Annotated in this window: 26 protein-coding genes, 3 pseudogenes and 1 riboswitch; of the genes and pseudogenes, 12 read left to right on the plus strand and 17 right to left on the minus strand. The window is 73.6% G+C overall.

Annotated elements, in window-relative coordinates; genetic code table 11:
- Positions 1-94: 94 nt before the first annotated feature.
- The 3 genes and pseudogenes from U6N30_RS11000 to U6N30_RS11015 form a co-directional block, all read right to left on the minus strand.
- Positions 95-748 (minus strand): response regulator transcription factor, encoded by a 654-nt coding sequence (locus U6N30_RS11000; protein ID WP_324277337.1) that lies wholly within the window; start codon positions 746-748, stop codon positions 95-97.
- Entirely contained in the window at positions 745-3,228 is a 2,484-nt protein-coding gene (locus U6N30_RS11005; RefSeq protein WP_324277338.1) for an FGGY-family carbohydrate kinase, read from the minus strand. The genes U6N30_RS11000 and U6N30_RS11005 overlap by 4 nt, the downstream gene beginning before the upstream one ends.
- Positions 3,225-3,979 (minus strand): annotated as a pseudogene (locus tag U6N30_RS11015) (FGGY family carbohydrate kinase). Before U6N30_RS11015 ends, U6N30_RS11005 begins: the two are co-directional and overlap by 4 nt.
- 34 nt (positions 3,980-4,013) lie before the next feature.
- Here U6N30_RS11015 and U6N30_RS11020 point away from each other — a divergent pair.
- Both U6N30_RS11020 and U6N30_RS11025 read left to right on the plus strand, forming a co-directional pair.
- A complete protein-coding gene (locus U6N30_RS11020; protein WP_324277340.1) occupies positions 4,014-4,499 on the plus strand; it encodes a polyadenylate-specific 3'-exoribonuclease AS in 486 nt (161 codons plus the stop codon).
- 51 nt (positions 4,500-4,550) lie between these two features.
- Entirely contained in the window at positions 4,551-5,135 is a 585-nt protein-coding gene (locus U6N30_RS11025) for a GNAT family N-acetyltransferase (protein ID WP_324277341.1), read from the plus strand.
- A gap of 79 nt (positions 5,136-5,214) precedes the next feature.
- Here U6N30_RS11025 and U6N30_RS11030 read toward each other — a convergent pair whose 3' ends face one another.
- A complete protein-coding gene (locus tag U6N30_RS11030) occupies positions 5,215-7,026 on the minus strand; it encodes a methyl-accepting chemotaxis protein (protein ID WP_324277342.1) in 1,812 nt (603 codons plus the stop codon).
- A complete protein-coding gene (locus U6N30_RS11035) occupies positions 6,966-7,364 on the minus strand; it encodes a Cache 3/Cache 2 fusion domain-containing protein (RefSeq protein WP_324277343.1) in 399 nt (132 codons plus the stop codon). The genes U6N30_RS11030 and U6N30_RS11035 overlap by 61 nt, the downstream gene beginning before the upstream one ends.
- 140 nt (positions 7,365-7,504) lie before the next feature.
- Here U6N30_RS11035 and U6N30_RS11040 point away from each other — a divergent pair, with 140 nt between their 5' ends.
- Positions 7,505-8,011 carry a DinB family protein gene (locus U6N30_RS11040; RefSeq protein ID WP_324277344.1) on the plus strand — a complete coding sequence of 169 codons (507 nt, stop codon included), beginning with the start codon at positions 7,505-7,507 and terminating at the stop codon, positions 8,009-8,011.
- Here the strand turns inward: U6N30_RS11040 and U6N30_RS11045 are convergent.
- Positions 8,008-8,883 carry an SDR family oxidoreductase gene (locus tag U6N30_RS11045; protein WP_324277345.1) on the minus strand — a complete coding sequence of 292 codons (876 nt, stop codon included), beginning with the start codon at positions 8,881-8,883 and terminating at the stop codon, positions 8,008-8,010. The genes U6N30_RS11040 and U6N30_RS11045 overlap by 4 nt on opposite strands.
- Positions 8,884-8,969: 86 nt before the next feature.
- Here U6N30_RS11045 and U6N30_RS11050 point away from each other — a divergent pair.
- The 5 genes and pseudogenes from U6N30_RS11050 to U6N30_RS11070 all read left to right on the plus strand — a co-directional run bounded on the left by U6N30_RS11050 (position 8,970) and on the right by U6N30_RS11070 (position 12,850).
- Positions 8,970-9,658, plus strand: a pseudogene (locus U6N30_RS11050) (ATP-dependent 6-phosphofructokinase).
- 34 nt (positions 9,659-9,692) lie between these two features.
- Positions 9,693-9,992, plus strand: a complete 300-nt coding sequence (locus U6N30_RS11055; RefSeq protein WP_324277346.1) for a 6-phosphofructokinase — start codon at positions 9,693-9,695, stop codon at positions 9,990-9,992.
- 104 nt (positions 9,993-10,096) lie between these two features.
- Positions 10,097-11,433 (plus strand): annotated as a pseudogene (locus U6N30_RS11060) (class II 3-deoxy-7-phosphoheptulonate synthase).
- Positions 11,434-11,498: 65 nt separating this feature from the next.
- Positions 11,499-12,500 (plus strand): threonine aldolase family protein, encoded by a 1,002-nt coding sequence (locus U6N30_RS11065; RefSeq protein ID WP_324277347.1) that lies wholly within the window; start codon positions 11,499-11,501, stop codon positions 12,498-12,500.
- Between the two features lie 179 nt (positions 12,501-12,679).
- Positions 12,680-12,850 (plus strand): hypothetical protein, encoded by a 171-nt coding sequence (locus tag U6N30_RS11070; protein WP_324277348.1) that lies wholly within the window; start codon positions 12,680-12,682, stop codon positions 12,848-12,850.
- On the opposite strand, the gene U6N30_RS11075 is transcribed toward U6N30_RS11070, so the two are convergent.
- Entirely contained in the window at positions 12,843-13,259 is a 417-nt protein-coding gene (locus tag U6N30_RS11075; RefSeq protein WP_324277349.1) for a hypothetical protein, read from the minus strand. The genes U6N30_RS11070 and U6N30_RS11075 overlap by 8 nt on opposite strands.
- Before the next feature lie 90 nt (positions 13,260-13,349).
- On the opposite strand from U6N30_RS11075, the gene U6N30_RS11080 reads away from it, so the two are divergent.
- On the plus strand, positions 13,350-13,550 hold the full coding sequence (locus U6N30_RS11080) for a DUF559 domain-containing protein (RefSeq protein WP_324278243.1): 201 nt from the start codon (positions 13,350-13,352) through the stop codon (positions 13,548-13,550).
- A 48-nt stretch (positions 13,551-13,598) separates the two neighbouring features.
- Here U6N30_RS11080 and U6N30_RS11085 read toward each other — a convergent pair whose 3' ends face one another.
- From U6N30_RS11085 to U6N30_RS11115, 7 genes are all read right to left on the minus strand, one after another.
- On the minus strand, positions 13,599-14,351 hold the full coding sequence (locus U6N30_RS11085) for a deoxyribonuclease IV (RefSeq protein ID WP_324278244.1): 753 nt from the start codon (positions 14,349-14,351) through the stop codon (positions 13,599-13,601).
- 138 nt (positions 14,352-14,489) lie between these two features.
- Positions 14,490-15,158: a PASTA domain-containing protein gene (locus tag U6N30_RS11090; RefSeq protein ID WP_324277350.1), complete on the minus strand. Its 669-nt coding sequence runs from the start codon at positions 15,156-15,158 to the stop codon at positions 14,490-14,492.
- 277 nt (positions 15,159-15,435) lie between these two features.
- Positions 15,436-16,059, minus strand: coding sequence for a protein kinase domain-containing protein (locus tag U6N30_RS11095; protein WP_324277351.1), 624 nt, complete (start codon positions 16,057-16,059; stop codon positions 15,436-15,438).
- Positions 16,005-16,457, minus strand: a complete 453-nt coding sequence (locus tag U6N30_RS11100; RefSeq protein WP_324277352.1) for a protein kinase domain-containing protein — start codon at positions 16,455-16,457, stop codon at positions 16,005-16,007. The genes U6N30_RS11095 and U6N30_RS11100 overlap by 55 nt, the downstream gene beginning before the upstream one ends.
- 147 nt (positions 16,458-16,604) lie before the next feature.
- Complete coding sequence (locus U6N30_RS11105; RefSeq protein WP_324278245.1) at positions 16,605-17,117, minus strand: PLP-dependent aminotransferase family protein; 513 nt, start codon at positions 17,115-17,117, stop codon at positions 16,605-16,607.
- Positions 17,117-17,674 (minus strand): PLP-dependent aminotransferase family protein, encoded by a 558-nt coding sequence (locus U6N30_RS11110; RefSeq protein WP_324277353.1) that lies wholly within the window; start codon positions 17,672-17,674, stop codon positions 17,117-17,119. The genes U6N30_RS11105 and U6N30_RS11110 overlap by 1 nt, the downstream gene beginning before the upstream one ends.
- Positions 17,623-18,069, minus strand: a complete 447-nt coding sequence (locus U6N30_RS11115; RefSeq protein ID WP_324277354.1) for a hypothetical protein — start codon at positions 18,067-18,069, stop codon at positions 17,623-17,625. The genes U6N30_RS11110 and U6N30_RS11115 overlap by 52 nt, the downstream gene beginning before the upstream one ends.
- A 22-nt stretch (positions 18,070-18,091) precedes the next feature.
- Positions 18,092-18,175: riboswitch (ZMP/ZTP riboswitch) on the minus strand.
- 111 nt (positions 18,176-18,286) lie between these two features.
- Here U6N30_RS11115 and U6N30_RS11120 point away from each other — a divergent pair.
- Genes U6N30_RS11120 through U6N30_RS11130 form a run of 3 tightly spaced genes read left to right on the plus strand, consistent with a single transcriptional unit; the run spans position 18,287 to position 19,348 of the window.
- On the plus strand, positions 18,287-18,610 hold the full coding sequence (locus U6N30_RS11120) for an Rv2175c family DNA-binding protein (RefSeq protein ID WP_324277355.1): 324 nt from the start codon (positions 18,287-18,289) through the stop codon (positions 18,608-18,610).
- A 43-nt stretch (positions 18,611-18,653) separates the two neighbouring features.
- Positions 18,654-19,004 carry a lycopene cyclase domain-containing protein gene (locus U6N30_RS11125; protein ID WP_324277356.1) on the plus strand — a complete coding sequence of 117 codons (351 nt, stop codon included), beginning with the start codon at positions 18,654-18,656 and terminating at the stop codon, positions 19,002-19,004.
- Entirely contained in the window at positions 19,001-19,348 is a 348-nt protein-coding gene (locus tag U6N30_RS11130) for a lycopene cyclase domain-containing protein (RefSeq protein WP_324277357.1), read from the plus strand. The genes U6N30_RS11125 and U6N30_RS11130 overlap by 4 nt, the downstream gene beginning before the upstream one ends.
- Here U6N30_RS11130 and U6N30_RS11135 read toward each other — a convergent pair.
- From U6N30_RS11135 to U6N30_RS11145, 3 genes are read right to left on the minus strand one after another with little or no spacing between them, the layout of a single operon-like run.
- Entirely contained in the window at positions 19,278-20,159 is an 882-nt protein-coding gene (locus U6N30_RS11135; RefSeq protein ID WP_324277358.1) for a phytoene/squalene synthase family protein, read from the minus strand. The genes U6N30_RS11130 and U6N30_RS11135 overlap by 71 nt on opposite strands.
- A gap of 45 nt (positions 20,160-20,204) precedes the next feature.
- Entirely contained in the window at positions 20,205-20,447 is a 243-nt protein-coding gene (locus tag U6N30_RS11140) for a hypothetical protein (protein ID WP_324277359.1), read from the minus strand.
- Positions 20,408-20,617 (minus strand): hypothetical protein, encoded by a 210-nt coding sequence (locus tag U6N30_RS11145; RefSeq protein ID WP_324277360.1) that lies wholly within the window; start codon positions 20,615-20,617, stop codon positions 20,408-20,410. Before U6N30_RS11145 ends, U6N30_RS11140 begins: the two co-directional genes overlap by 40 nt.
- Positions 20,618-20,627: the final 10 nt, after the last annotated feature.

Consider the following 20,627-nt stretch of genomic DNA (forward strand, 5'->3'; position numbering starts at 1 on the left):
GAGCACCTCCTCCGGGCAGCCTCACCCGGCAGCAGTCGATCACACCAGTGGACGGGAGCGGGTCACCCATCGGCGTGGCGGTCCCACTGCGCCGTCAGCGATCGCCGGACGCCAGGCCGTGCTCGTAGGCGTGCACGACCGCCTGCACCCGGTCGCGCAGGCCCAGCTTGGCCAGGACGCGGGCGACGTGGGTCTTCACGGTCGTGCGGCTGAGGAAGAGCTCGGCGGCGATCTCGTCGTTGGTCAATCCCCGGGCGACCAGCCGGAGCACCTCCAGCTCCCGGGCGGTCAGGGTCTCGTGGGTGCCGCCGTCCCTGGCCGGCGCCGGACGGCGGGCGAACTCCTCGATCACCCGCCGGGTCACCGAGGGCGCCAGCAGTGCCTCGCCGGCGGCGACGAGCCGGACGGCGGTGACGAGCTCCTCCGGAGGTGCGTCCTTGAGCAGGAATCCGCTCGCGCCGGCGCGGAGGGCGTCGAAGACGTAGTCGTCCAGGTCGAAGGTCGTCAGCATCAGCGCGCGCGTCGGCACCCCCGAGGCGACGATGCGGCGGACCGCCCCGATCCCGTCCAGCCGGGGCATGCGGATGTCCATGAGGACGACGTCCGGCCGCAACCGCTGCACCGCGGCGACGGCCGCCTCCCCGTCGGCGGCCTCGCCGGCGACCTCCAGGTCCGGCTCGCCCTCGAGGATCAGCCGCAGCCCGTAGCGGATGACCGCCTGGTCGTCGGCCAGGAGCACCCGGGTCACCGGGGCTCCAGGGGCAGCGTCGCCCGGACGCCGAACCCGCCGGTCGGCTCCGGGCCGGCCGAGAGCAGGCCGCCGAACACCGCCACGCGCTCCCGCATGCCCAGCAGGCCGTGCCCGCCGTCGGCGGCCGGCGTCCCTCCGCGCCCGTCGTCGACCACGTCGACGGTCACCTCCCCGGCCGGGAACCGGACGTCGACGCGCACCGAGGCCGGCCCGGCGTGCTTGATCACGTTGGTCAGCGACTCCTGCACGATGCGGAAGGCGCACAGGTCCACGCCCGGGCTGAGGACCGTGGGCGGGTCGTCCATCCGCAGCGTCACTGGCACCCCTGCGGCCTCGGTGCTCTCCACCAGCTCTGGGACCCGCGCCAGCCCCGGCTGGGGCGCCAGCGGAACCCGGTCGTCGTCGTCGCGCAGCAGCCCCAGCATCCGGCGCAGCTCGACCAGCGCCTCCCGCCCGGTGCGCTCCACCGTCGCGGCGACGCCGAGCTCTCGGAGCTGCTCGGCCGGCAGCATCCGCCGCAGCGCACCGGCCTGCATGACCATCACGCTCACCGAGTGCGCCACCACGTCGTGCAGCTCGCGGGCGATCCGGGCGCGTTCGGCGACGACGGCCTCCGCGGCCGTGTGCTGCTGCCGTTCCTCTGCCAGCGTGGCCCGCTTCTGCGCCTCGACCGCGGCGGCGATGCGGGCGCGGATCGCCGCCCCGGCGCCCCAGAAGGCCAGGCCGATGACCCCGATGAAGACGTAGTCACCGATCGGCACGTCCTCGAGCCGGGCGCCGATCGCGAGGAGCGCGAGCCCGGCCACGAGCCCCGCCACGGCCGGACGCAGCGGCCGGTGGGCGCCCACGGAGTAGAAGGCCGGGTAGAGGGTGAGCGGTACGTACGCGCCGTCCAGATCGAGGCGGTTCCACTGCATGACCAGGATGGCTCCCAGCACCGCCACGAGCACGATGTTCGGAATGCGCCGTCGCACGGCCAGCGCCCCTGCCATCAGCAGAGCGAGCGGGTACTGCCAGAGGGGCGGCGGAGGATCCATCACGCCGAGCTCCACCACCGCGATCACCGCGACGGCCGCGGCGATCGCGGGGTCGGCCCACCGCGGCCAGCGTTGCTCGACGGCGCTCACGGCGCGGAACGTACCGAGCGCGGGCCATCCCGCACATCGTCCTGCGGGCCGGTGCACGTCCTCCCCGGGAACGACCCCGGAACGGTTCCCGCGGCCGACGACGCGGGGCCTGCGCCGGACCCACTCTCGGTGCACCCACCAGAGCACCCGGAGGACCACCGTGAACCTGTCCCGCCTCGCCCCCGTCGTCCTCTCCGCCGGCCTCGCGCTCGCCCTGGCCGGCTGTGGCGACGACGAACCTGCAGCGACCGCCTCGGCGGAGGACCCGTCGACCTCGGCGGCCCCTCGGCCCCGGAGGGAGGGGACGCCGAGCGCTACTGCGAGCTGGTCGCCGAGCTGGAGGCGCTCGGCGAGCAGGTCTTCGCCGACGTGCCGCAGGATGCTCCGCCGGAGGAGTACATGCGCCGGGAGCAGCAGCTCCTGGACCAGGGGTCGGCGCAGCTCGAGGAACTGGTCGAGGTGGCCCCCGACGCGATCGCCGACGACGTCCCGGTGTTCCTCGACGACATGCGGGCACGGGCCTCGACCGGGCAGAGCACCGACGCCGGGGCCGCGTCCGCGGCCGAGCAGCGGATCCTGGCGTTCGAGGAGGAGAACTGCTGATCGCCGAGCCCCGGCCCCCGGCCGGGCGGGCTCAGCTGGTCCAGCCGCCGGCACGGGGACGGCGGCACGCCAGCGGGCGTGCCGGCCGTCGTCGCGGCGGCCGTCCTCGGGCTCGAACCGGCGGTCCAGCGCCCAGGTCTGCGCCAGCTCGTCGGTGCTGCCCCACACGCCCGTGCCCAGGCCGGCGAGGAAGGCCGCGCCGAGCGCCGTCGTCTCGGTGACCTTCGGACGGCGGACGGGCACGCCGAGCTGGTCGGCCTGCAACTGCAGGAGCAGGTCGTTGGCGCTCGCCCCGCCGTCGGCCGAGAGCTCCGGTACCTCCAGCCCGGCCTCGTCGACCATCACGTCGACGACGTCGCGCACCTCGAACGCGATCGCCTCGAGGGTGGCCCGGGCGAGGTGCGCCCGCGTGGTGCCGCGGGTGATGCCGAGGATCGCGCCGCGGGCGTGCGGATCCCAGTGCGGGGCACCCATGCCGGTCAGCGCCGGCACGAAGACGACGTCGCCGGAGTCGGGCACCGTGCGCGCCAGCCCCTCGATCTCGTTCGCGGAGTCGATGAGGCCCAGCCCGTCGCGCAGCCACTGGACCGCGGCGCCGGTCACGAAGATCGCGCCCTCGAGGGCGTAGACCAGCCCGTCGCCGAGATCCCAGGCGACGGTGGTGAGCAGGCCGGCATCCGAGCGGATGACCTCGGATCCGGTGTTGGTGAGCACGAACGAACCCGTGCCGTAGGTGCACTTGCTCATGCCGGGGAGTAGCAGGCCTGCCCGAACAGCGCGGCCTGCTGGTCACCGGCGATCCCGGCGATCGGCAGCGTCAGCCCGAGGAAGGCGTCGGGGTCGGTGGTGCCGACGACGCCCGAGCTCGGCACGAGGTCCGGCAGGGCGGCCCGGGGGACGTCGAACAGGTCGCACAGCTCGTCGGACCAGCCCCTTTCTCCAGGTCGTAGAGCAGCGTGCGGCTGGCATTGCTCGGGTCGGTGACGTGCGCCGCCCCGCCGGTGAGCCGGGCGATGACGTAGGAGTCGACGGTGCCCAGGGCGAGCGAGCCGTCGCGGACGCCGGACCACACCCGGGGCTCGTGCTCGGCCAGCCAGGCGAACTTCGTGCCCGTGAAGTAGGGGTCCAGGCGCAGGCCGGTCAGCTGGGAGACCCGTTCCTCGTCCGCGCGCAGCCGGTCGCAGATGCCGGTGGTGCGGCGGTCCTGCCAGACGATCGCCGGCCGCGGGGAGTGCAGGGTGCGGCGGTCCCAGACGACGGCGGTCTCCCGCTGGTCGGTGAGCCCGATGCAGGTCGGCTCCAGGTCGGTGGCGGCCAGCGCCTCCCGGCACGCCGCGACCGTCGCCGTCCAGATGTCGTCGGGCTCGTGCTCGACCCAGCCGGGGCGGGGGAACAGCTGCGCGAACTCGCGGTAGCCGCGGGCCAGGACGTCGCCCTGCTCGCCCACGACCAGCGCGGTCACCCCGGTCGTACCTGCGTCGATGGCGAGAACCGGCATGGGGGCGAACCTAACGCCACCTACGGTGGGTGTCGTGCGGCGCTTCTTCTACGACACCGAGTTCATCGAGGACGGCACCACCATCGACCTCGTCTCCATCGGCGTCGTCGACGAGGCGGGCCGGGAGTTCTACGCCGTCAGCACCCAGTTCGACCCGGACAAGGCCATCCCGTGGGTGCGGCGCAACGTCCTGGACCAGCTGCCACCCCCGGCCGACAACGCCTGGCGCAGCCGCGAGCGCATCCGCGAGGACCTGCTCGCCTTCCTCACCGGACCGGGCGAGGAGATCGAGCTCTGGGCCTGGTTCGGCGCCTACGACCACGTCGCGCTGTGCCAGCTGTGGGGCGCGATGCCGGCGCTGCCCCGGCCGATCCCGCGGTTCACCCGCGAGCTGCGCCAGCGGTGGGACGACGTCGGGCAGCCGGTCCTGCCGCCCAAGCCCACCGGCACGCACGACGCGCTGGTCGACGCCCGCTACAACCTCGAGCGCTGGAACGCGATGGAGGCGGCCCGCCGCTGACCGCGGCCGGAGGCCTTGGCGGCGGGAGGGACCTCCGACAGGCTGCCCGCCGTGGCCGAGCTCAGCGCCGTCGAGGCGCGCACCCTCCTCGCCCGGGCGTTCGTCCAGGACCCGTTGATGGTCTGGTTCTTCCCGGACGACGAGGTGCGACCGCACGCCTGCGCCGTCATGTTCGGTCTGTTCGCCGAGCACTACCTGGCCGTCGGCCGGGTCGACGTCGTCCGGCGCGACCATCCGGTCGCCGTCGCCATGTGGCAGCGGCCCGGCCAGGAGGACGGCGGCGCGGCAGAGCCGGAGCAGCTGCCCACGCTCGGCGGGCTCATGACGGCAGTGATGGGTGCCGGCCGCGCGGCGGAGATCGGCGGCGCCATGGCGGTGCTCGGGGAGCTGCGGCCGGCCGAGCCGCACGCCTACCTCCACCTGCTGGGGGTCGATCCCGCGTGCCGGGGTGAAGGGCTCGGCGGGCGACTGCTCGACGAGGGCGTCGCTGCGGCCCGGGGCGAGGGCCTCGTGGCGTGCCTGGACACCATGAACCCGGCCAACGTGCCGTTCTACGAGGCGCACGGGCTGTCGGTGCGGCACGAGGTCCGCCTCGCCGGCGACGGGCCCACCGTCTGGTCCATGGCGACCGGCTGAGGCGCCGCGACCGTGCGCCGGTCCACGTCATCGGCGAGCGATGAGGTGGACCGGCGCACGACGGCGGCCGCTCCCGGGTTCAGACGGTGAAGACCCCGAGCAGGCGGTTGAGCTCGCGGGACAGGCCGTCCAGCTCCTGCGCGGCCGTGCGCGCCCGCTCCACGTCGGCGGCGCTGTCGTCGGCGTCCTGGCTCACCGAGGTCAGCGTCGTCGTCACGGAGCCGGCCCCGTCGGCCGCGGCCGCCACGCTGCGGGTCAGCTCGCTGGTGGTCGCGGTCTGCTCCTCGACGGCGCTGGCGATCGTCGTCTGGTGGTCGTTGATCGCCCGCACGACCTCGGCGATCTGGGCGATCGCGCGCACCGCGGCGGTGGTCTCGCCCTGGATGCCCTGCACCCGCTGGGCGATCTCCTCGCTGGCCTTGCCGGCCTCCTGGGCCAGCTCCTTGACCTCGTTGGCGACGACGGCGAAGCCCTTGCCCGCGTCACCGGCCCGCGCGGCCTCGATGGTCGCGTTGAGCGCGAGCAGGTTGGTCTGCTCGGCCACGCCCGAGATCACCTTGACCACGTCGCCGATCTCGGCCGAGCTGGCCCCGAGGGCGGCGATGGTGGCCTCGGTCTGCTGCGCCAGGTCGGCGGCCTGACGGCCCACGTCTGCGGCCTCGGCCGCGCTGCGGGCGATCTCGGAGATCGAGGCACCCATCTCCTGGGCGCCCGCCGCGGCGGCGGAGACGCTCGTGCTGATCTCGGCGGCCGACGAGTGCGCGCCCTGCGCCTGGTCGCGGCTGCGGGCCGCACGCTGGGCCAGGCCGTCGGCGACCGTGGACACCCCCGCCGCCGAGGCGGCGACGTCCTGGGCGCACCGGCCGATGTCGCGCACCGTCCCGGCGACCTTGTCGACGAACCGGTTGAACGCCGCCGAGAGCTGGCCGACCTCGTCGGAGCGCGAGTCGTCCATCCGCTGGGTCAGGTCACCCTCGCCGTCGGCGATCTCGGCCATCCGGTCGCGCAGGTGGTGCAGCGGGCCGGTGAGCCGGCGACCGATCCAGTAGGCGACCGCAGCGCCCAGGGCGGCGATCGCCAGGCCGGCCACGAGCAGGGCCATCAGCATCGACGACCGGCCGTCCGCCAGCGAGTCCACCGGGCCGGAGAAGTCACCGTCGCGCGCGACGGCGGCGATCACCCAGTCCCACGGGGCGTAGTAGCTGAGGCGCACCGTCGTCGGCCCGGCGTCGGGGTCGAGGTACCGGACGGTCGCCTGCTCACCGTCCGCCAGGCCGACGGCCGCCTCGACCATCTGCTGCACGTAGGGCGTGCCCTCGGCATCGGTGGCCGCCAGCATGTTCTCGCCGTCCCGCACGCCGTCGGGGCTGATCAGCACGCTGCCGGCGATCGAGCCGGTGCCGCCGTAGACCTCGATGTGCCCGGTGTCGCCGACGACGGTCTCGTCGAGGCTCTCCCGCAGGGCGGGCAGGTTCTCCTGCTTGACGCCGACGTAGAGCACGCCGATCACCTCGCCGGCCGGGTTGGTCAGCGGGGCGTAGGCGGACACGAGCCAGGCGTTGACCACGAACGCGTTGCCGCGGAAGGTCTGCCCGCTGCTCACGGCGGCCGCGACCGGGTTGGGTGTGCCGTCAGGGTTGACCGCGGGGATGAAGGTGCCGATCGCGCGGGCGCCGGAGGCTGCCTGCACATTGGTGGCCACCCTGAGGAAGTTGCCTTCCGGGGTCTTCTGGAAGATGGTCACGGTCGCGCCGACCATGGACTTGATCGTGTCGACCACCGGCGTCGGGACGGCGACGTCGCTGTTCTGGCCGAGCCACGCGTCGCCGATCAGGACGCGGGGAGGGCCACCGGCGTCACCTCGCCGCTCATCTGGTTCTTCGCCTCCCACGTGACCAGCCCCTCGTCGGGGTCGTCGATGGAGAAGCCGCCGGCCTGCTGCAGCACGTACTGCGCGGCGGCGAGGTCGGAGTCGACCTTCGCCGCGGTGGACGCGCCCTGGGTGGAGACGACGTCGTAGACCCCGGCGGCAGTGCGGGAGATGTCCTGCTCGACGAGCGCCCGGACGTCGGTCTCGGCGTCGTCGGCGAACATGCCGCTCTGCCAGGCACTGACCCCGCCCATGGCGACGCCCGTCACGGCGACGCTGGCCACGGCGAGCGCCACCACCTTCGTCCTGATGCCCCAGCCTGTGGGGTCGGCCCAGCCCGGCATCGCGGTCCTGCGCATGTCGCGTTCGTCCTTCGTGTCATTGCCGCGGTTGTTCTGCTGTCGTTCCGTCTCTCGGCAGCCGCGAGCAGCGCCCGTACGGAGCGAGCGATTCGTGACCGGACCGACACCCGGCGCGGCCGGCCCGCCAGGATGGGGACGTGACCGACGAACGGATAGAGCCACCGCTCACCGGTGACGAGCGGGAGACGCTGCGCGGCTACCTCGACTGGCACCGGGCGACGCTGGTGCTGACGTGCGCCGGGCTGTCCGACGAGGAGCTACGACGCCGTTCCAGGCCGCCGTCGACCCTCTCCCTCCTCGGCCTCGTGCGGCACATGGCCGAGGTGGAGCGCTCGTGGTTCCGCCGTGTGATCGCCGGTGAGGACGTCCCGCTGGTGTGGTCGGCCGACGGTGACTTCCAGGCCGCCTTCGACGCCGACGGTGCCGATCGGGCGCAGGCCTTCGACGCCTGGGAGGAGGAGATGGCGCACGCCCGACGGATCGAGCAGGCGGCGCCGTCCCTCGACGTGACCGGGGTCGACCGGCGCGACGGGACGGCCTACTCCCTCCGGCTGGTGATGCTGCACCTGATCCAGGAGTACGCCCGCCACAACGGGCACGCGGACCTGCTCCGCGAGGGCATCGACGGCGTGGTCGGCGTCTAGCGCAGGTGCGCCCAGTCCTCCGGGTGGCCCCGTAGGTGCTCGGCGACGGTGCGGGCCGGCCGTCCGGTCAGCCGGGGGACGACGTCGGAGACCGGGGCGAGCTCGCCGGCGGCGATGGCCAGGTAGCTGGTCACCCAGCCCTCGATCTCCCAGTCCGGATGCCCGGAGGGACGGCGGGTCGCCCACGCCTCCTCGACCGTCTGGTGCTCGTACCGGACCGGGCGCCCGATGATGTCGCCCAGCACGGAGGCCGCCTCGGCCATCGTCAGAGCCTCCGGTCCGGTCACGTCGACGCACTGCCCGTCGAGCTCCGTGGATGTGTCCATCAGGACGGACGCGGCGACGTCCGCCAGATCGTCGCGCGAGACGAAGCTCGCGCGGCCGTCCCGTGCCGGCGCTGCGATCACGGCGCCGTCGGGTGTGGGCGTCGCGAAGAACGGGACGAAGTCGGCATACATGGAGTGCCGCAAGGCGGTCCAGCGGACGCCGGTGTCTGCGAGCTCCTGTTCGGTCCAGTAGTGCTGGCGTGCCAGGGTGAAGACCGCGTCGGGCGACGCTGCCAGGAAGGACGTGTAGACGATCCGCTGCACCCCGGCTGCGGCTGCGCCCGTGACGGCCATGACGTGCTGCAGCAGCCGGTCTTCCGCTTCCGCCGCGGAGACGAGGTAGAGGGTGTCCACACCCTGGAGCGCGTCCCGGAGACCCTCACCGTCCGCGTATCCACGAGGAACCTCAGCGACCTCGGCGCCCGGCAGGCGAGGCGCCCGGGCGGCGTCACGGACCACCAGCCGGAGCGGGCCGGCGCCGCTCGCGGCGAGCCGGGCGGCGACCCGGCCGCCCAGGGTCCCGGTGACTCCGGTGAGAGCGATCATGCTGAACCCGCCTGTACGGCCGTGACCTGCGGCATCATGACGCCGACAACCTCGCGCCACCTCGACTCCTTCCCGGAGGAACGCACATGCGGATCGGCATCCTGACCGGCGGCGGTGACTGCCCGGGGCTCAACGCGGTGATCCGGGCCGTGGTCCGCAAGGGCATCGGCGAGCACGGCGACGAGATCGTCGGGTTCCGCGACGGCTGGCGCGGCGTCCTCGACGGCGACACGGTCGCGATGGACCTGGCCGCCGTCCGGGGATCCTGCCGCGCGGCGGCACGGTGCTCGGCACGTCCCGGACCAATCCCTACGCCGTCGAGGGCGGCCCCGAGCGCGTGATGGCGACGATCGAGCGCCTGGGCATCGAGGCGCTCGTGCCGATCGGCGGGGAGGACACCCTGGGGGTGGCGACCCGCCTCGCCGACGCGGGCATCCCTGTCGTCGGCGTCCCCAAGACCATCGACAACGACCTGGACTCCACCGACTACACGTTCGGCTTCGACACCGCCGTCGGCGTCGCCATGGAGGCGATCGACCGGCTGCACACCACCGGCGACAGCCACCACCGCACGCTGGTCGTCGAGGTCATGGGCCGGCACGCCGGCTGGATCGCCCTGCACGCCGGCATGGCGGGCGGGGCCACCGTCATCCTCATCCCGGAGAACCCCTTCGACGTCGACGGCGTGGTCGCCCACTGCCTGCACCGCTTCGAGTCCGGGTACTCGCCGATCGTCGTCGTGTCCGAGGGGCCAAGCCCAGGAACGGCGACCTGATGCTGTCCACGGGGAGAAGGACGCCTTCGGCCACGTGCGCCTGGGCGGGATCGGCGCGGCCCTCGCGGCGCTGATCGAGGAGCGCACGGGTCGCGAGGCGCGGGCCGTGGTCCTCGGCCACATCCAGCGAGGTGGCACGCCGTCGCCGTTCGACCGGGTGCTGGCCACCCGGTTCGGGCTGGCCGCCGTCGACGCCGTGCACGACGGGCAGTCCGGGGTGATGGTCGCGCTGAAGGGGACCGACATCGTGCGCGTGCCGCTGAGCGCCGCGACGGCGCAGCTCAAGCTGGTCCCGGCGGAGCGGTACGCCGAGGCCGGGGTGTTCTTCGGCTGAGGAAGGACCGCCTGCCCCCACCGCCCGCACGCTCGCGGCGAGCCCCTGCAGGGGCCGAGCCGGCTCCGCAGGGACGGGGCCGCCCGCGCCGTACTCTGGGCCGTGTGAGTCTCCCCGAACCTGCTGAGCTGGTACCCGGTCTCGACCGGTGGAAGGACCTTCCCGCCGCTCAGCAGCCGCAGTGGCCCGACCGTGCCGCCCTGGACGCCGTCCTCGGCACGTTGTCGACCGTGCCGCCGATCGTCGCCCCCGCCGAGATCGACGGTCTGCGCGCGCAGCTGGCCGACGTCGCCCAGGGCAAGGCGTTCCTGCTGCAGGGCGGCGACTGCGCCGAGACCTTCGACCTCAACACCGAGCCGCACCTGCAGAGCACCACGCGCACGCTGCTGCAGATGGCCGTAGTCCTGACCTACGGCGCCAGCGTGCCGGTGGTCAAGGTCGGGCGGGTGGCCGGGCAGTACGCCAAGCCGCGCTCGTCGGACACCGACGCCCTCGGCCTGCCCTCCTACCGGGGCGACATGGTCAACGACCTCGAGCCGGTGCTGGAGAAGCGGATCCCCGATCCGCACCGCCTGGTCCGCGCGTACGCCAACTCGGCCGCGGCGATGAACATGATCCGCGCCTACGCCCGCGGCGGCCTGGCCGACCTGCACGCCGTCCACGACTGGAACAAGGACTTCGTCGCGAATTCGCCTGCCGGTGTCCGGTACGAGGTCATCGCCCGTGAGATCGACCGTGCCCTGGCGTTCATGAAGGCCTGCGGCATCGACTCCGACGCCCTGCGCGGTGTCGAGCTCTACAACTCGCACGAGGCGCTCATCCTCGACTACGAGCGCGCGTTGCTGCGGGTGCACGACGGCCGGGCCTACGCCTCGTCGGCGCACTTCGTGTGGGTGGGGAGCGCACCCGCCAGATGGACGGCGCGCACATCGAGTTCGCCTCCAAGCTGGCCAACCCGATCGGCGTGAAGATCGGCCCCACGACCACGCCGGAGCAGGCGACCGAGCTGGTCGAGCGCCTCGACCCCGAGGGCCTGCCCGGCAAGCTCACGCTGATCAGCCGGATGGGCAACGGCAAGATCCGCGACGTCCTGCCGGCGATCGTGGAGAAGGTGACCGCCAGCGGTCACCAGGTGGTGTGGCAGTGCGACCCGATGCACGGCAACACCCACGAGTCCTCCACCGGCTACAAGACCCGGCACTTCGACCGCGTCGTCGACGAGGTGCTGGGGTTCTTCGACGTCCACCGGGCGCTGGGCACGTGGCCGGGCGGCATCCACGTCGAGCTGACCGGTGAGGACGTCACCGAGTGCCTCGGCGGCGCGATGGAGATCAGCGACGAGGACCTGAACAGCCGGTACGAGACGGCCTGCGACCCGCGGCTGAACACCGGGCAGTCGCTGGAGCTGGCGTTCCTCGTGGCGGAGATGCTGCGGGGATGAGTAAGGACCCCTTTCCCCCACCACTCGCAGGCTCGCGGCGGGTCCCTGCAAGGGGCCGTGACAACGTGGTCGACCTGCGCTCCGACACCGTCACCCGGCCGTCCGAGGCGATGCGCCGGGCCATGGCCGAGGCGGAGGTCGGCGACGACGTCTACGAGGAGGACCCCTCGGTCCGCGCGCTCGAGGAGCGGGTGGCGGAGCTGTTCGGGCACGAGGCCGCGCTGTTCGTGCCGTCGGGGACGATGGGCAACCAGATCGGCATGCGGCTGGTCTGCGAGCCGGGCCAGGAGATCCTCTGCGACGCCGACGCGCACGTCGTCACCTACGAGATGGGCGCGGCCGCGGCGATCTTCGGGATCTCGACGCGCACGGTCGTCTCGGCCGGCGGCCGGCTGGACGCGCAGCAGCTGATCGACCAGGTGCGCCCGAAGGACAACTGGCACCTGACGGCGACCGCCGCGGTCGCCGTCGAGAACTCGCACAACCGCGGCGGCGGGCTGGTCCAGCCGCTCGGCGAGCTGCAGGAGCTCTGGAACTGGTCGCGCGAGGCCGGTGTCGCCGTGCACCTGGACGGCGCCCGCATCTGGAACGCCGCCGTCGCCTCGGGGACGGAGCTGTCGACCTACGGCCGGCTGGCCGACACCGCATCGGTCTGCTTCTCCAAGGGCCTCGGGACGCCGGTCGGCTCGGTGCTGGTGTCGTCGGCGGAGCGGATCGCGACCGCGCGGCTCTGGCGCAAGCGGCTCGGTGGCGGCATGCGCCAGGTCGGCGTCCTCGCCGCCGCCTGCACCTACGCGCTGGAGAACAACCTGCCCCGGCTGGCCGAGGACCACGAGCACGCCCAGCTGCTGGCCAAGCGGCTCGGGGTCGACCCGTCGACGGTGGAGACCAACATGGTCGTGCTGGACGACGTCCCCGCGCCCATGCTCGCCGAGGCCGCCAAGGCGCAGGGCGTGCTGGTGTCGCAGGTCAGCGCGCGCAAGATCCGCCTGGTCACGCACCTGGACGTCGACCGTGCAGGCATCGACCGCGCCGCCGACGTCCTCGCGGAGCTCCTCGCCCGCTGATCCGCGGCCGCATCGTGCGCTGATGCGCACTTCCCCGGTTCGGAACTGCGCATCAGCGCACAGTGCTGACCGCCGTCCACAGATGTCGCACGAGCCAGCCACGGGAGCCGGCCGCTCGCCAGGCTGAGGGCGTGGCGCGGGACCTTCGGCGACTGGTGGGAGAGACCGGCTGGGCCACGGTGCCTGAGCTGCTCGCGCACGTCAGCCGGAGCACGCTGCGCAACTGGGTGGCCGCCGGAAAGCTCGTGCGCCTGCAGCCGGGCGTCCTTGCGCTCCCCGGCGCCGCGGGGACTGGCGGACCCGGCTGGCCTCGGCACTCCACGGTCGCGACGCCGTCGCGAGTCACGTGACGGCGCTGGCCCTGTGGGAGCTGACGCAGCACCCGCCCGGTCCCGTCCACATCAGCGTGGACCCGCAGCGCAGCGGTCGCGGTCCGGCGGGAGTGGTGGTGCACCGCGCCGCCCGGGCCTGGGCGGACAGGCGTCGGGTCGAAGGACTCGCGGTCAGCTCCGCCGAGCGGGCCGTGTTGGATGCCTGGGCGATCACCCCGCCAGGGGCGATCGCGGGCATCCGCGCGGCGGCGATCACCGGCGTCCGCCGTCGCATCTGCTCGGCTCGCGAGCTGCGGTACGAGCTGTCGAGGAACCCTGCCCTTCGCGGTCGCGCCGAGCTGTCCCGCCTCGTCGACCTGCTGGCCGACGGGTGCCAGAGCGAGCTGGAGATCTGGGCGTGCCTGCACGTCCTGCGGGCGCCCGGCATGCCCACCTTCGTGCAGCAGCGCCGCGTGGCGGTGGGAGGGAGACCTTCGTGCTCGACGCCGCGTGCGAGGAGTCCATGCTCGCCGTGGAGATGGACGGCGCCGCCTGGCACGGATCGCGCGCCCAGCGGGAGGCGGACATCCGGCGGGACGCTCTCGTGGCGACGGCGGGCTGGCAGACTCTGCGCTTCAGCTTCGCCCGCCTGACGCGCTCACCGGAGACGTGCCGCCGCGAGATCCTCGCCGTCCACACCGCCCGGCTCCGCCTCCTTCGGGGAGGCGCTGTGCGCTGATGCACACTTTCGGGCCGAGGAACTGCGCATCAGCGCACAGCGCTGGACTCAGGCGGCGGCTGGGATCGCCACGAGCGAGTTGAGCAGGGCGATGTCAGCCTTGTGGCCCAGCGACGGCGACCCGTCGCGCTCGCTGGGCGTCTCCACGACCACCGGGACGCCGGACGTCGACGGGTGGGCCAGCAGCTCGGCGAACGGCGCGACCCCGATCGAGCCCTCGCCGATCGTGGTGTGCCGGTCGCGCTTGGAGCCGCAGTCGTCGAGCGAGTCGTTGGCGTGCACCAGACCGAGCCGTCCCGGCCCCACGGTCGCCGTCAGCGCGTCCAGCGTCGCCGTCATCCCGCCCGGGGTGACCAGGTCGTGCCCGGCGGCCCAGGCGTGGCAGGTGTCGAAGCAGACGCCGACCAGCGGGTGGTCCTCCAGCGCCGCGAAGTAGGGGCCGAGGTCCTCGACGGTGGCCGCGAGCGCCCTGCCGCCCCCGGCCGTCGGCTCGATGAGCAGCCGTGGACCGGAGGCGGGCGCCGCGTCGAGCACCGGGAGCAGCCGTTCGTGCAGCTGGCGCAGCGCCGCCTCGTAGCGGTCCTCGCCCACGGCCGAACCGGCGTGGACCACCACGCCGGCGCAGCCGAGGTCCGCCCCGCGCCGCAGGTTGTGCGCGATGGAGGCGATCGACTGCTCCACCGTCGCCTCGGTGGGGGAGCCGACGTTCACGAGGAACGGCGTGTGGATGAAGGAGGGCACCGCCCGCTCGGCGCAGCCCTCGACGAACAGCGCGTCCTGCGCCGGGTCGCCGTCGGTCAGCTTCCAGCCCCGGGGTTGCCGACGAACACCTGGACGGCGCGGGCGCCGACCGCGTCGGTGTAGGCGAGCCCGCCCTTGGCGAGGCCGCCCTTGATCTGGATGTGCGCCCCGACCGGGGCGCGGACCGCGACAGCACCGCTAGAAGGCCACCAGGATCTTGACCGACGTCCCCTGCTCGACGCTCTCGCCCGCGGCGGGCTGCTGCTGGCGCACCTTGTTGCCGAAGAACTTGGTGGAGTCGACGGTGAGACCGGCGGCCTGGAGCGCGGCGGCCGCCTCCTCCTCCTTCATCCCGACGACGTCCGGGACGGCCACGAGCGGCACCCCGGCGGAGACGACGATGGTCACCGCGCTGCCGTAGGCCGCGGGACCGTCGCCGGGTCCAGGGCTCACGGCCATGACCTCGCCGGCGTCGACGGCGGCGCTGCGGCCGTCCTCTCCGCGCACCACGCTGAAGCCGAGCGCCTCGAGGTTGGCCTGCGCCTGCTCGGGGCTCTGCCCGGTCACGTCCGGCACGGCCACCGGCGCGTGCCCGAGGCTGACCGTCACCGTGACGACCTCGTCGCGGCGCAGCTCGGTGCCCGCGGCCGGGGTGAAGCCGATGACGAGTCCCGCGCCGACGGCGTCGTCGTGCGCGTCGACCCGGGTGAGCTGGACCGGCACCGTCTCCTGCAGCTGGGCGACGACCTCGTCGTAGGGCCGGCCGACCAGGTCCGTCGGGACCTCGAAACGCTCCGGACCCCTGGAGACGGTGAGTCGGACGTCGGTCCCGCGGATGGCCTCGCCCGGCTCCGGTTCGGTGGACATGACCATGCCCGCCGCGAACTCCTCGCTCCAGACCTCCTCGCAGCAGTCGGGGTCGAGCCCCGCCCCTGCAGGAGGTCGATCGCGGCGGCCTGGTCCTGCCCGACCAGCTCCGGGATCTGCGTCCAGCGCCCGCTGCCCAGCCACCAGCCGACGGCGCCGATGGTGATGACGAGCAGCAGGACGAGTGCGACCGCGAAGCGGGCCCGGCGGCGTCGGATGTGCTGCGGAACGCCGGGGCGCGGCCGCTCCAGCCCGGCCGGGCGGCGGCCGTTGACGTTCATCGTCGGGCCGGCGCCCACGGCCGGGAGCATGCTGGTGCGTCCCGCCCGGTCGGTGCGCTGGCTGCCGAGGACGGCGGTGCCCGGGTCGCTGGGGTGCCGCGGCCGGGTGGGCCGGTTGGTCGGCCGGAGGGTGTCCGGGCCGGCGGTGCTGCGGCCGGTGGGCACCGGCACCGGCTCGATGCCGAGGTCCTTGCGGACGTGACCGAGCTCGGCGAGGAAGGCGCCGGCGTCCAGGGGCGGCCGGCCGGATCGCGGCGGGTGGTGCGGGCGACGAGCTCGTCGACCGCCCACGGCAGGCCCGGGACCTCCGCCGACGGGGCGGGGACGTCGTGGTGCACGTGCTGGTAGGCCACGGCCAGCGGCGTGTCGCCGCCGAAGGGCGGATGGCCGGTGAGCATCTCGTAGAGCACGATGCCGGCGGCGTAGATGTCGCTGCGGGCGTCCGCGCGGCCCCGCTCGAGCTGCTCGGGGGACAGGTAGGCGACGGTGCCGATGAGCACGCCACCGGTCTGGCTGGTCTGGCCGGTGCCGACGACGGCACGGGCCAGACCGAAGTCGGCCACCTTCACGACGCCGTCGACGCCGATGAGGACGTTCTCCGGCTTGATGTCGCGGTGCACGATGCCGGCCCGGTGGGCGGCGGTGAGCCCGGCGAGGTCGGCTCGAGCACGGCGAACGCCTCGGCGACGGTCAGCCGGCCCCGCGCGGTGAGCAGGTCGCGGAGCGTGCGGCCCCGGACGAGCTCCATGACCAGGAACACCAGGCCCTGGTCGCTGCCCTGGTCGCTGACGCCCACCACGTTGGGGTGGCTGAGCATCGCGGCGGCCCGTGCCTCGCGGGTGAACCGGTCGACGAACGTCGGGTCGTGGGCCAGGTGCTCGGCCATCACCTTGACCGCGACCGTCTTGTGCAGGCGGAGGTCGGTGGCGGCGTAGACGGTGGACATGCCGCCACGCGCGAGACGCTCCTCGAGGCGGTAGCGCCCCTCGAGGACCAGTCCCACGACGGGGTCGGTCACGGCAGTGTCCACTCGAGCGAGTGTAGGTAGGAGTTGGGCGAGGGTCGGCCAACCACGCGGTACAGGGGCCGCCGTGGCGGCTGGTGCCAATGGTCCGCCGCGGGGCAGGGTGCGCTTCGTCACCCGGCCCCGGCGGCCGGCCCCCGTTCAGCCGAGGTCGAGGCCGGCGTAGAGCGGATGCGCACTCAGCAGCTCCGCCGCGGTGTCGCGGGTGCGCTCCACGAGTCCGTCGGTCAGCGTGTACTTGGCGCGCGACGGCTCGCCCGAGGACGTCGTCGTCGGCGTCGTCCCGTCCAGGACACCGGCGATGAGCTCCGCGACCTGGTCGAACTCGTCGGCGCCGAAGCCGCGGGTGGTGAGGGCCGGCGTGCCGATCCGGACGCCGGAGGTGTACCAGGCGCCGTTCGGATCGGCCGGCACGGAGTTCCGGTTGGTGACGATGCCGGCGTCCAGCAGGGCGGACTCCGCCTGCCGTCCCGTCAGCCCGAACGAGGTGACGTCGAGCAGCACGAGGTGGTTGTCGGTGCCGTCGGTGACCAGGCGCACGCCTCGCTTGCGCAGGCCGTCGGCCAGCGTCACGGCGTTGTCGACGATGTTCTGGGCGTACGTCGCGAACGCCGGCTGCCGGGCCTCGGCGAAGGCCACGGCCTTGGCGGCCATCACGTGGGGAGCGGTCCGCCGAGCACCATGGGGCAGCCGCGGTCGACGGCGTCGGCGAACTCCGGCTGGGCGAGCACGAAACCGCCGCGCGGTCCGCGCAGCGACTTGTGGCTGGTGCTGGTGACGACGTGGGCGTGCGGGACCGGGTCGAAGTCCCCGGTGAGCACCTTGCCCGCGACCAGGCCGGCGAAGTGCGCCATGTCGACGACGAGCGTCGCGCCGACCTCGTCGGCGATCTCGCGCATCGTCGCGAAATCGACGCGACGCGGGAAGGCGGAGTAGCCGGCCATCATGATCAGCGGGCGGAACTCCTTGGCCCGCGCGCGGACGGCGGCGTAGTCGAGCAGTCCGGTGGCCGGGTCGGTGCCGTAGGAGGACTGCTCGAACATCTTGCCGCTGATGTTGGGCCGGAAGCCGTGCGTGAGGTGACCACCGGAGTCCAGGGACATGCCCAGCATCCGCTGGTCGCCCACGGCCCGGCGCAGCTGCGCCCAGTCGTCGTCGGTCAGGTCGTTGACGTGCTTCGCGCCGGCCTTCTCCAGCGCCGGCAGCTCCACCTTCTGGGCGAGGACGGCCCAGAAGGCGACCAGGTTGGCGTCGATGCCGGAGTGCGGCTGGACGTAGGCGTGGGGGCGCCGAACAGCTCGCGGGCGTGCTCGGCGGCGAGCGCCTCGACGGTGTCGACGTTCTGGCAGCCGGCGTAGAAGCGGTGCCCGACGGTGCCCTCGGCGTACTTGTCGCTGAACCAGTTGCCCATCGTGAGCAGCACGGCCGGGCTGGCGTAGTTCTCGCTGGCGATGAGCTTGAGCGAGGCGCGCTGGTCGGTCAGCTCGGCGCCGATCGCCTGGGCGATCCGTGGCTCCACGGCGCCGATCACCTGGAGGGCGCTGCGATAGGCGGTCGAGGCGGCGGCGCCGTCGAACGAGTGGGTTCCTGCGGGCGGCTGGGTCATCGGGGCTCCTCGCGAGACGTCGGGAAGGTGCCCAGGCGCACGGCGGGGTCCTCCGGGCCGCTCCCCGGTGGTGGCCCACCTCGACGCGCCAGTCACGGCCTGCCAGAAGGTTATCGCGCGGGCGGGACCGCGTCGCGCGGCACCGACCGGACGTCGGGCACCCCTGGCGCCGGCCGCGCTGCGTGCGCTGTGGCGGGTGCCCATAGGCTGGCGATCTATGGACACGCTCACCCCCACGGAGGTCGCCCAGCTCCTGGGCACCTCGCCCAACCGGGTCCGCCAGCTGCTGCGCGACCGGAAGCTGATGGCCGTCCCCGGCAGCGGCAACAGCAAGATCCCCGCCGACTTCGTGCAGGACGGCGTGATCCTCAAGCACCTGCCGGGCCTGCTCACCGTCCTCAAGGACGGCGGCTACACCGACGAGGAGGCCTTCGACTGGCTGTTCCGGGACGACGACACGCTGCCGGGCACGCCGGTGCAGGCGCTGCGCGACGACCGGCACACCGAGGTCACCCGGCGGGCACAGGCCCTGGCGTTCTGAGCCGGATGCATCCGGACGGTGGCACGCGGGAGAAGCTGATCCCGTGGGCTCCCTGACGTACCTGGCGCTGCTCGTCGGCTGCCTCGTGGTCACCGCGCCGCTGGAGATCGTCCTGCGGGTGCGCGTCTACGCCCGCTGGCGCCGCCTCCTGCTGGCGGTCCTGCCGGAGTTCGTCGTCTTCGTCGTCTGGGTGCTCTACGCGATCGCTCAGGAGCACTGGGCCTACAGCGACGAGCTCACCCTCGGCGTGCGGTTCCCGGGCGGCATCCCGGTCGAGGAGGTGCTGTTCTTCCTCGTCGTCCCGCTGTGCTCGGTGCTGGCCCTGGAGGCGGTGCGCCGGGTGACCGGGTGGGACGCCGGGTACCCGGCCGAGGAGGCGGAGCGGACGCGATGAGCTACTCCACGCTGGCGGTCCTCGCGGTGATCGGCGTCCTCGTCGTCGACCTCGCCGTCTACCGCACCCGCATGGTCACCCGGAAGCTCTTCTGGACCGCCTACGCGATCATCGTGTTCTTCCAGCTGCTGATGAACGGGGTCCTCACCGGCCTGGACGTCGTCACCTACGACCCCGACACGATCTGGGGCCCGCGCATCGCCTACGCGCCGGTCGAGGACCTGCTCTTCGGCTTCGCCATGGTCACCCTGACCCTGGCGAGCTGGGCCGCGGTCAACCGGCGGGCGAACACCGCCAGCCGGCGCGGCTTGGACACCGACACCCGCCCGTCGAGCACCCGGTAGTCGGCCCGCTCGATCTCGTCGAGGATCCCGCCGTAGAGCGCCGTCGCCGCCCGCACGCAGTCGCGGGACTCGGGCGCGAGCAGGGAGTGCCGGGCGCGGCGTCGTCGTACCGGCGGCGGACGACGGCGACCATCTCGCGCATGAGGTCCGCGAACCGCTCGTCGTGCCGCTTCTCGGTGAGCTGCTCGCGGGTGACGCCGTGGGCGGCCATCGCGTCCTCGGGCAGGTAGACCCGGCCGCGGTCGACGTCCTCGGCGACGTCGCGCAGGAAGTTGGTCAGCTGGAAGGCCTCGCCCAGGGCGATGGCGTGCGGCGCGGCCTCCTCGCGGGCCACCCCGGGCGCGGTGCCGAGGACCGGCAGCACCTGCAGGCCGATGACCGACGCCGAGCCCCACATGTACCGGTCGAGCGCCGCCATGTCGGGATAGGCGTCGACGTCGAGGTCGCTGGTCATCGCGGCGAGGAAGTCGACCAGGTGCTCGACGGGGATGTCGTACCGGCGGTAGGTGTGCACCAGCGCGAGGCGGACCGGGTCGTCGGACCAGCCGGCCTCCAGCTCGGCCAGCGCCGCCCGGGACCACTCGGCGAGGTCGCCCTCGGGATCGGGCCCGGGCAGGTCAACGAGGTCGTCGGCGGTGCGGGCGGCGGCGTACAGCGCGTGCACTGCGGGCCGCCGGTCGGGGGTGAGCAGCCGGGTCGCCAGGTGGTAGCTCTTCCCGTGCCGGGCGGCGATCGCGGCGCAGTGCCGGTAGGCCGCGTCCAGGGTGGCCTGCCGCGCGGCCTGGGTCGGCGGCATCCGCAGGTTCGTCATCGGGGAGCACCCCGGTGATGCGCTCGGCGGCCAGCCGCCCGCTGATCAGCACCATGGGCACGCCCACGCCCGGCTGCACCGAGGAGCCGGCGAGGACGACGTTCTCCGGACCGCGGCGGGGAGCGTGGAGGGGCGGAAGGGCCCGGTCTGGCCGAAGGTGTGGGCCAGCGCGAACGGGGTGCCCGCGGCCATGCCCTGCGCCGCCCAGTCCACCGGCGTCGCCATCTCCTCCACCTCGATGGCGCCGGTCAGCCCCGTCCAGCCACGGGCCTCCAGGGTGGCCAGCACCTCGTCGCGGTAGCGGGGCCGAGCGTCGTCCAGTCCAGGTCGGGGTTGCCGCCGCTGCGCCGGTCGAGATTGGGCGTCGGAGCCACGATGCTCAGCACCTGGCCGCCGTCGGGGGCGAGGCTGCGGTCGGTGCGCGAAGGCATGCTGACCAGCAGGCTCGGGTCGGTCATCGGGCGCCCG

This window comes from Blastococcus brunescens, from assembly GCF_035320885.1.
GTDB lineage: Bacteria > Actinomycetota > Actinomycetes > Mycobacteriales > Geodermatophilaceae > Blastococcus_B > Blastococcus_B brunescens.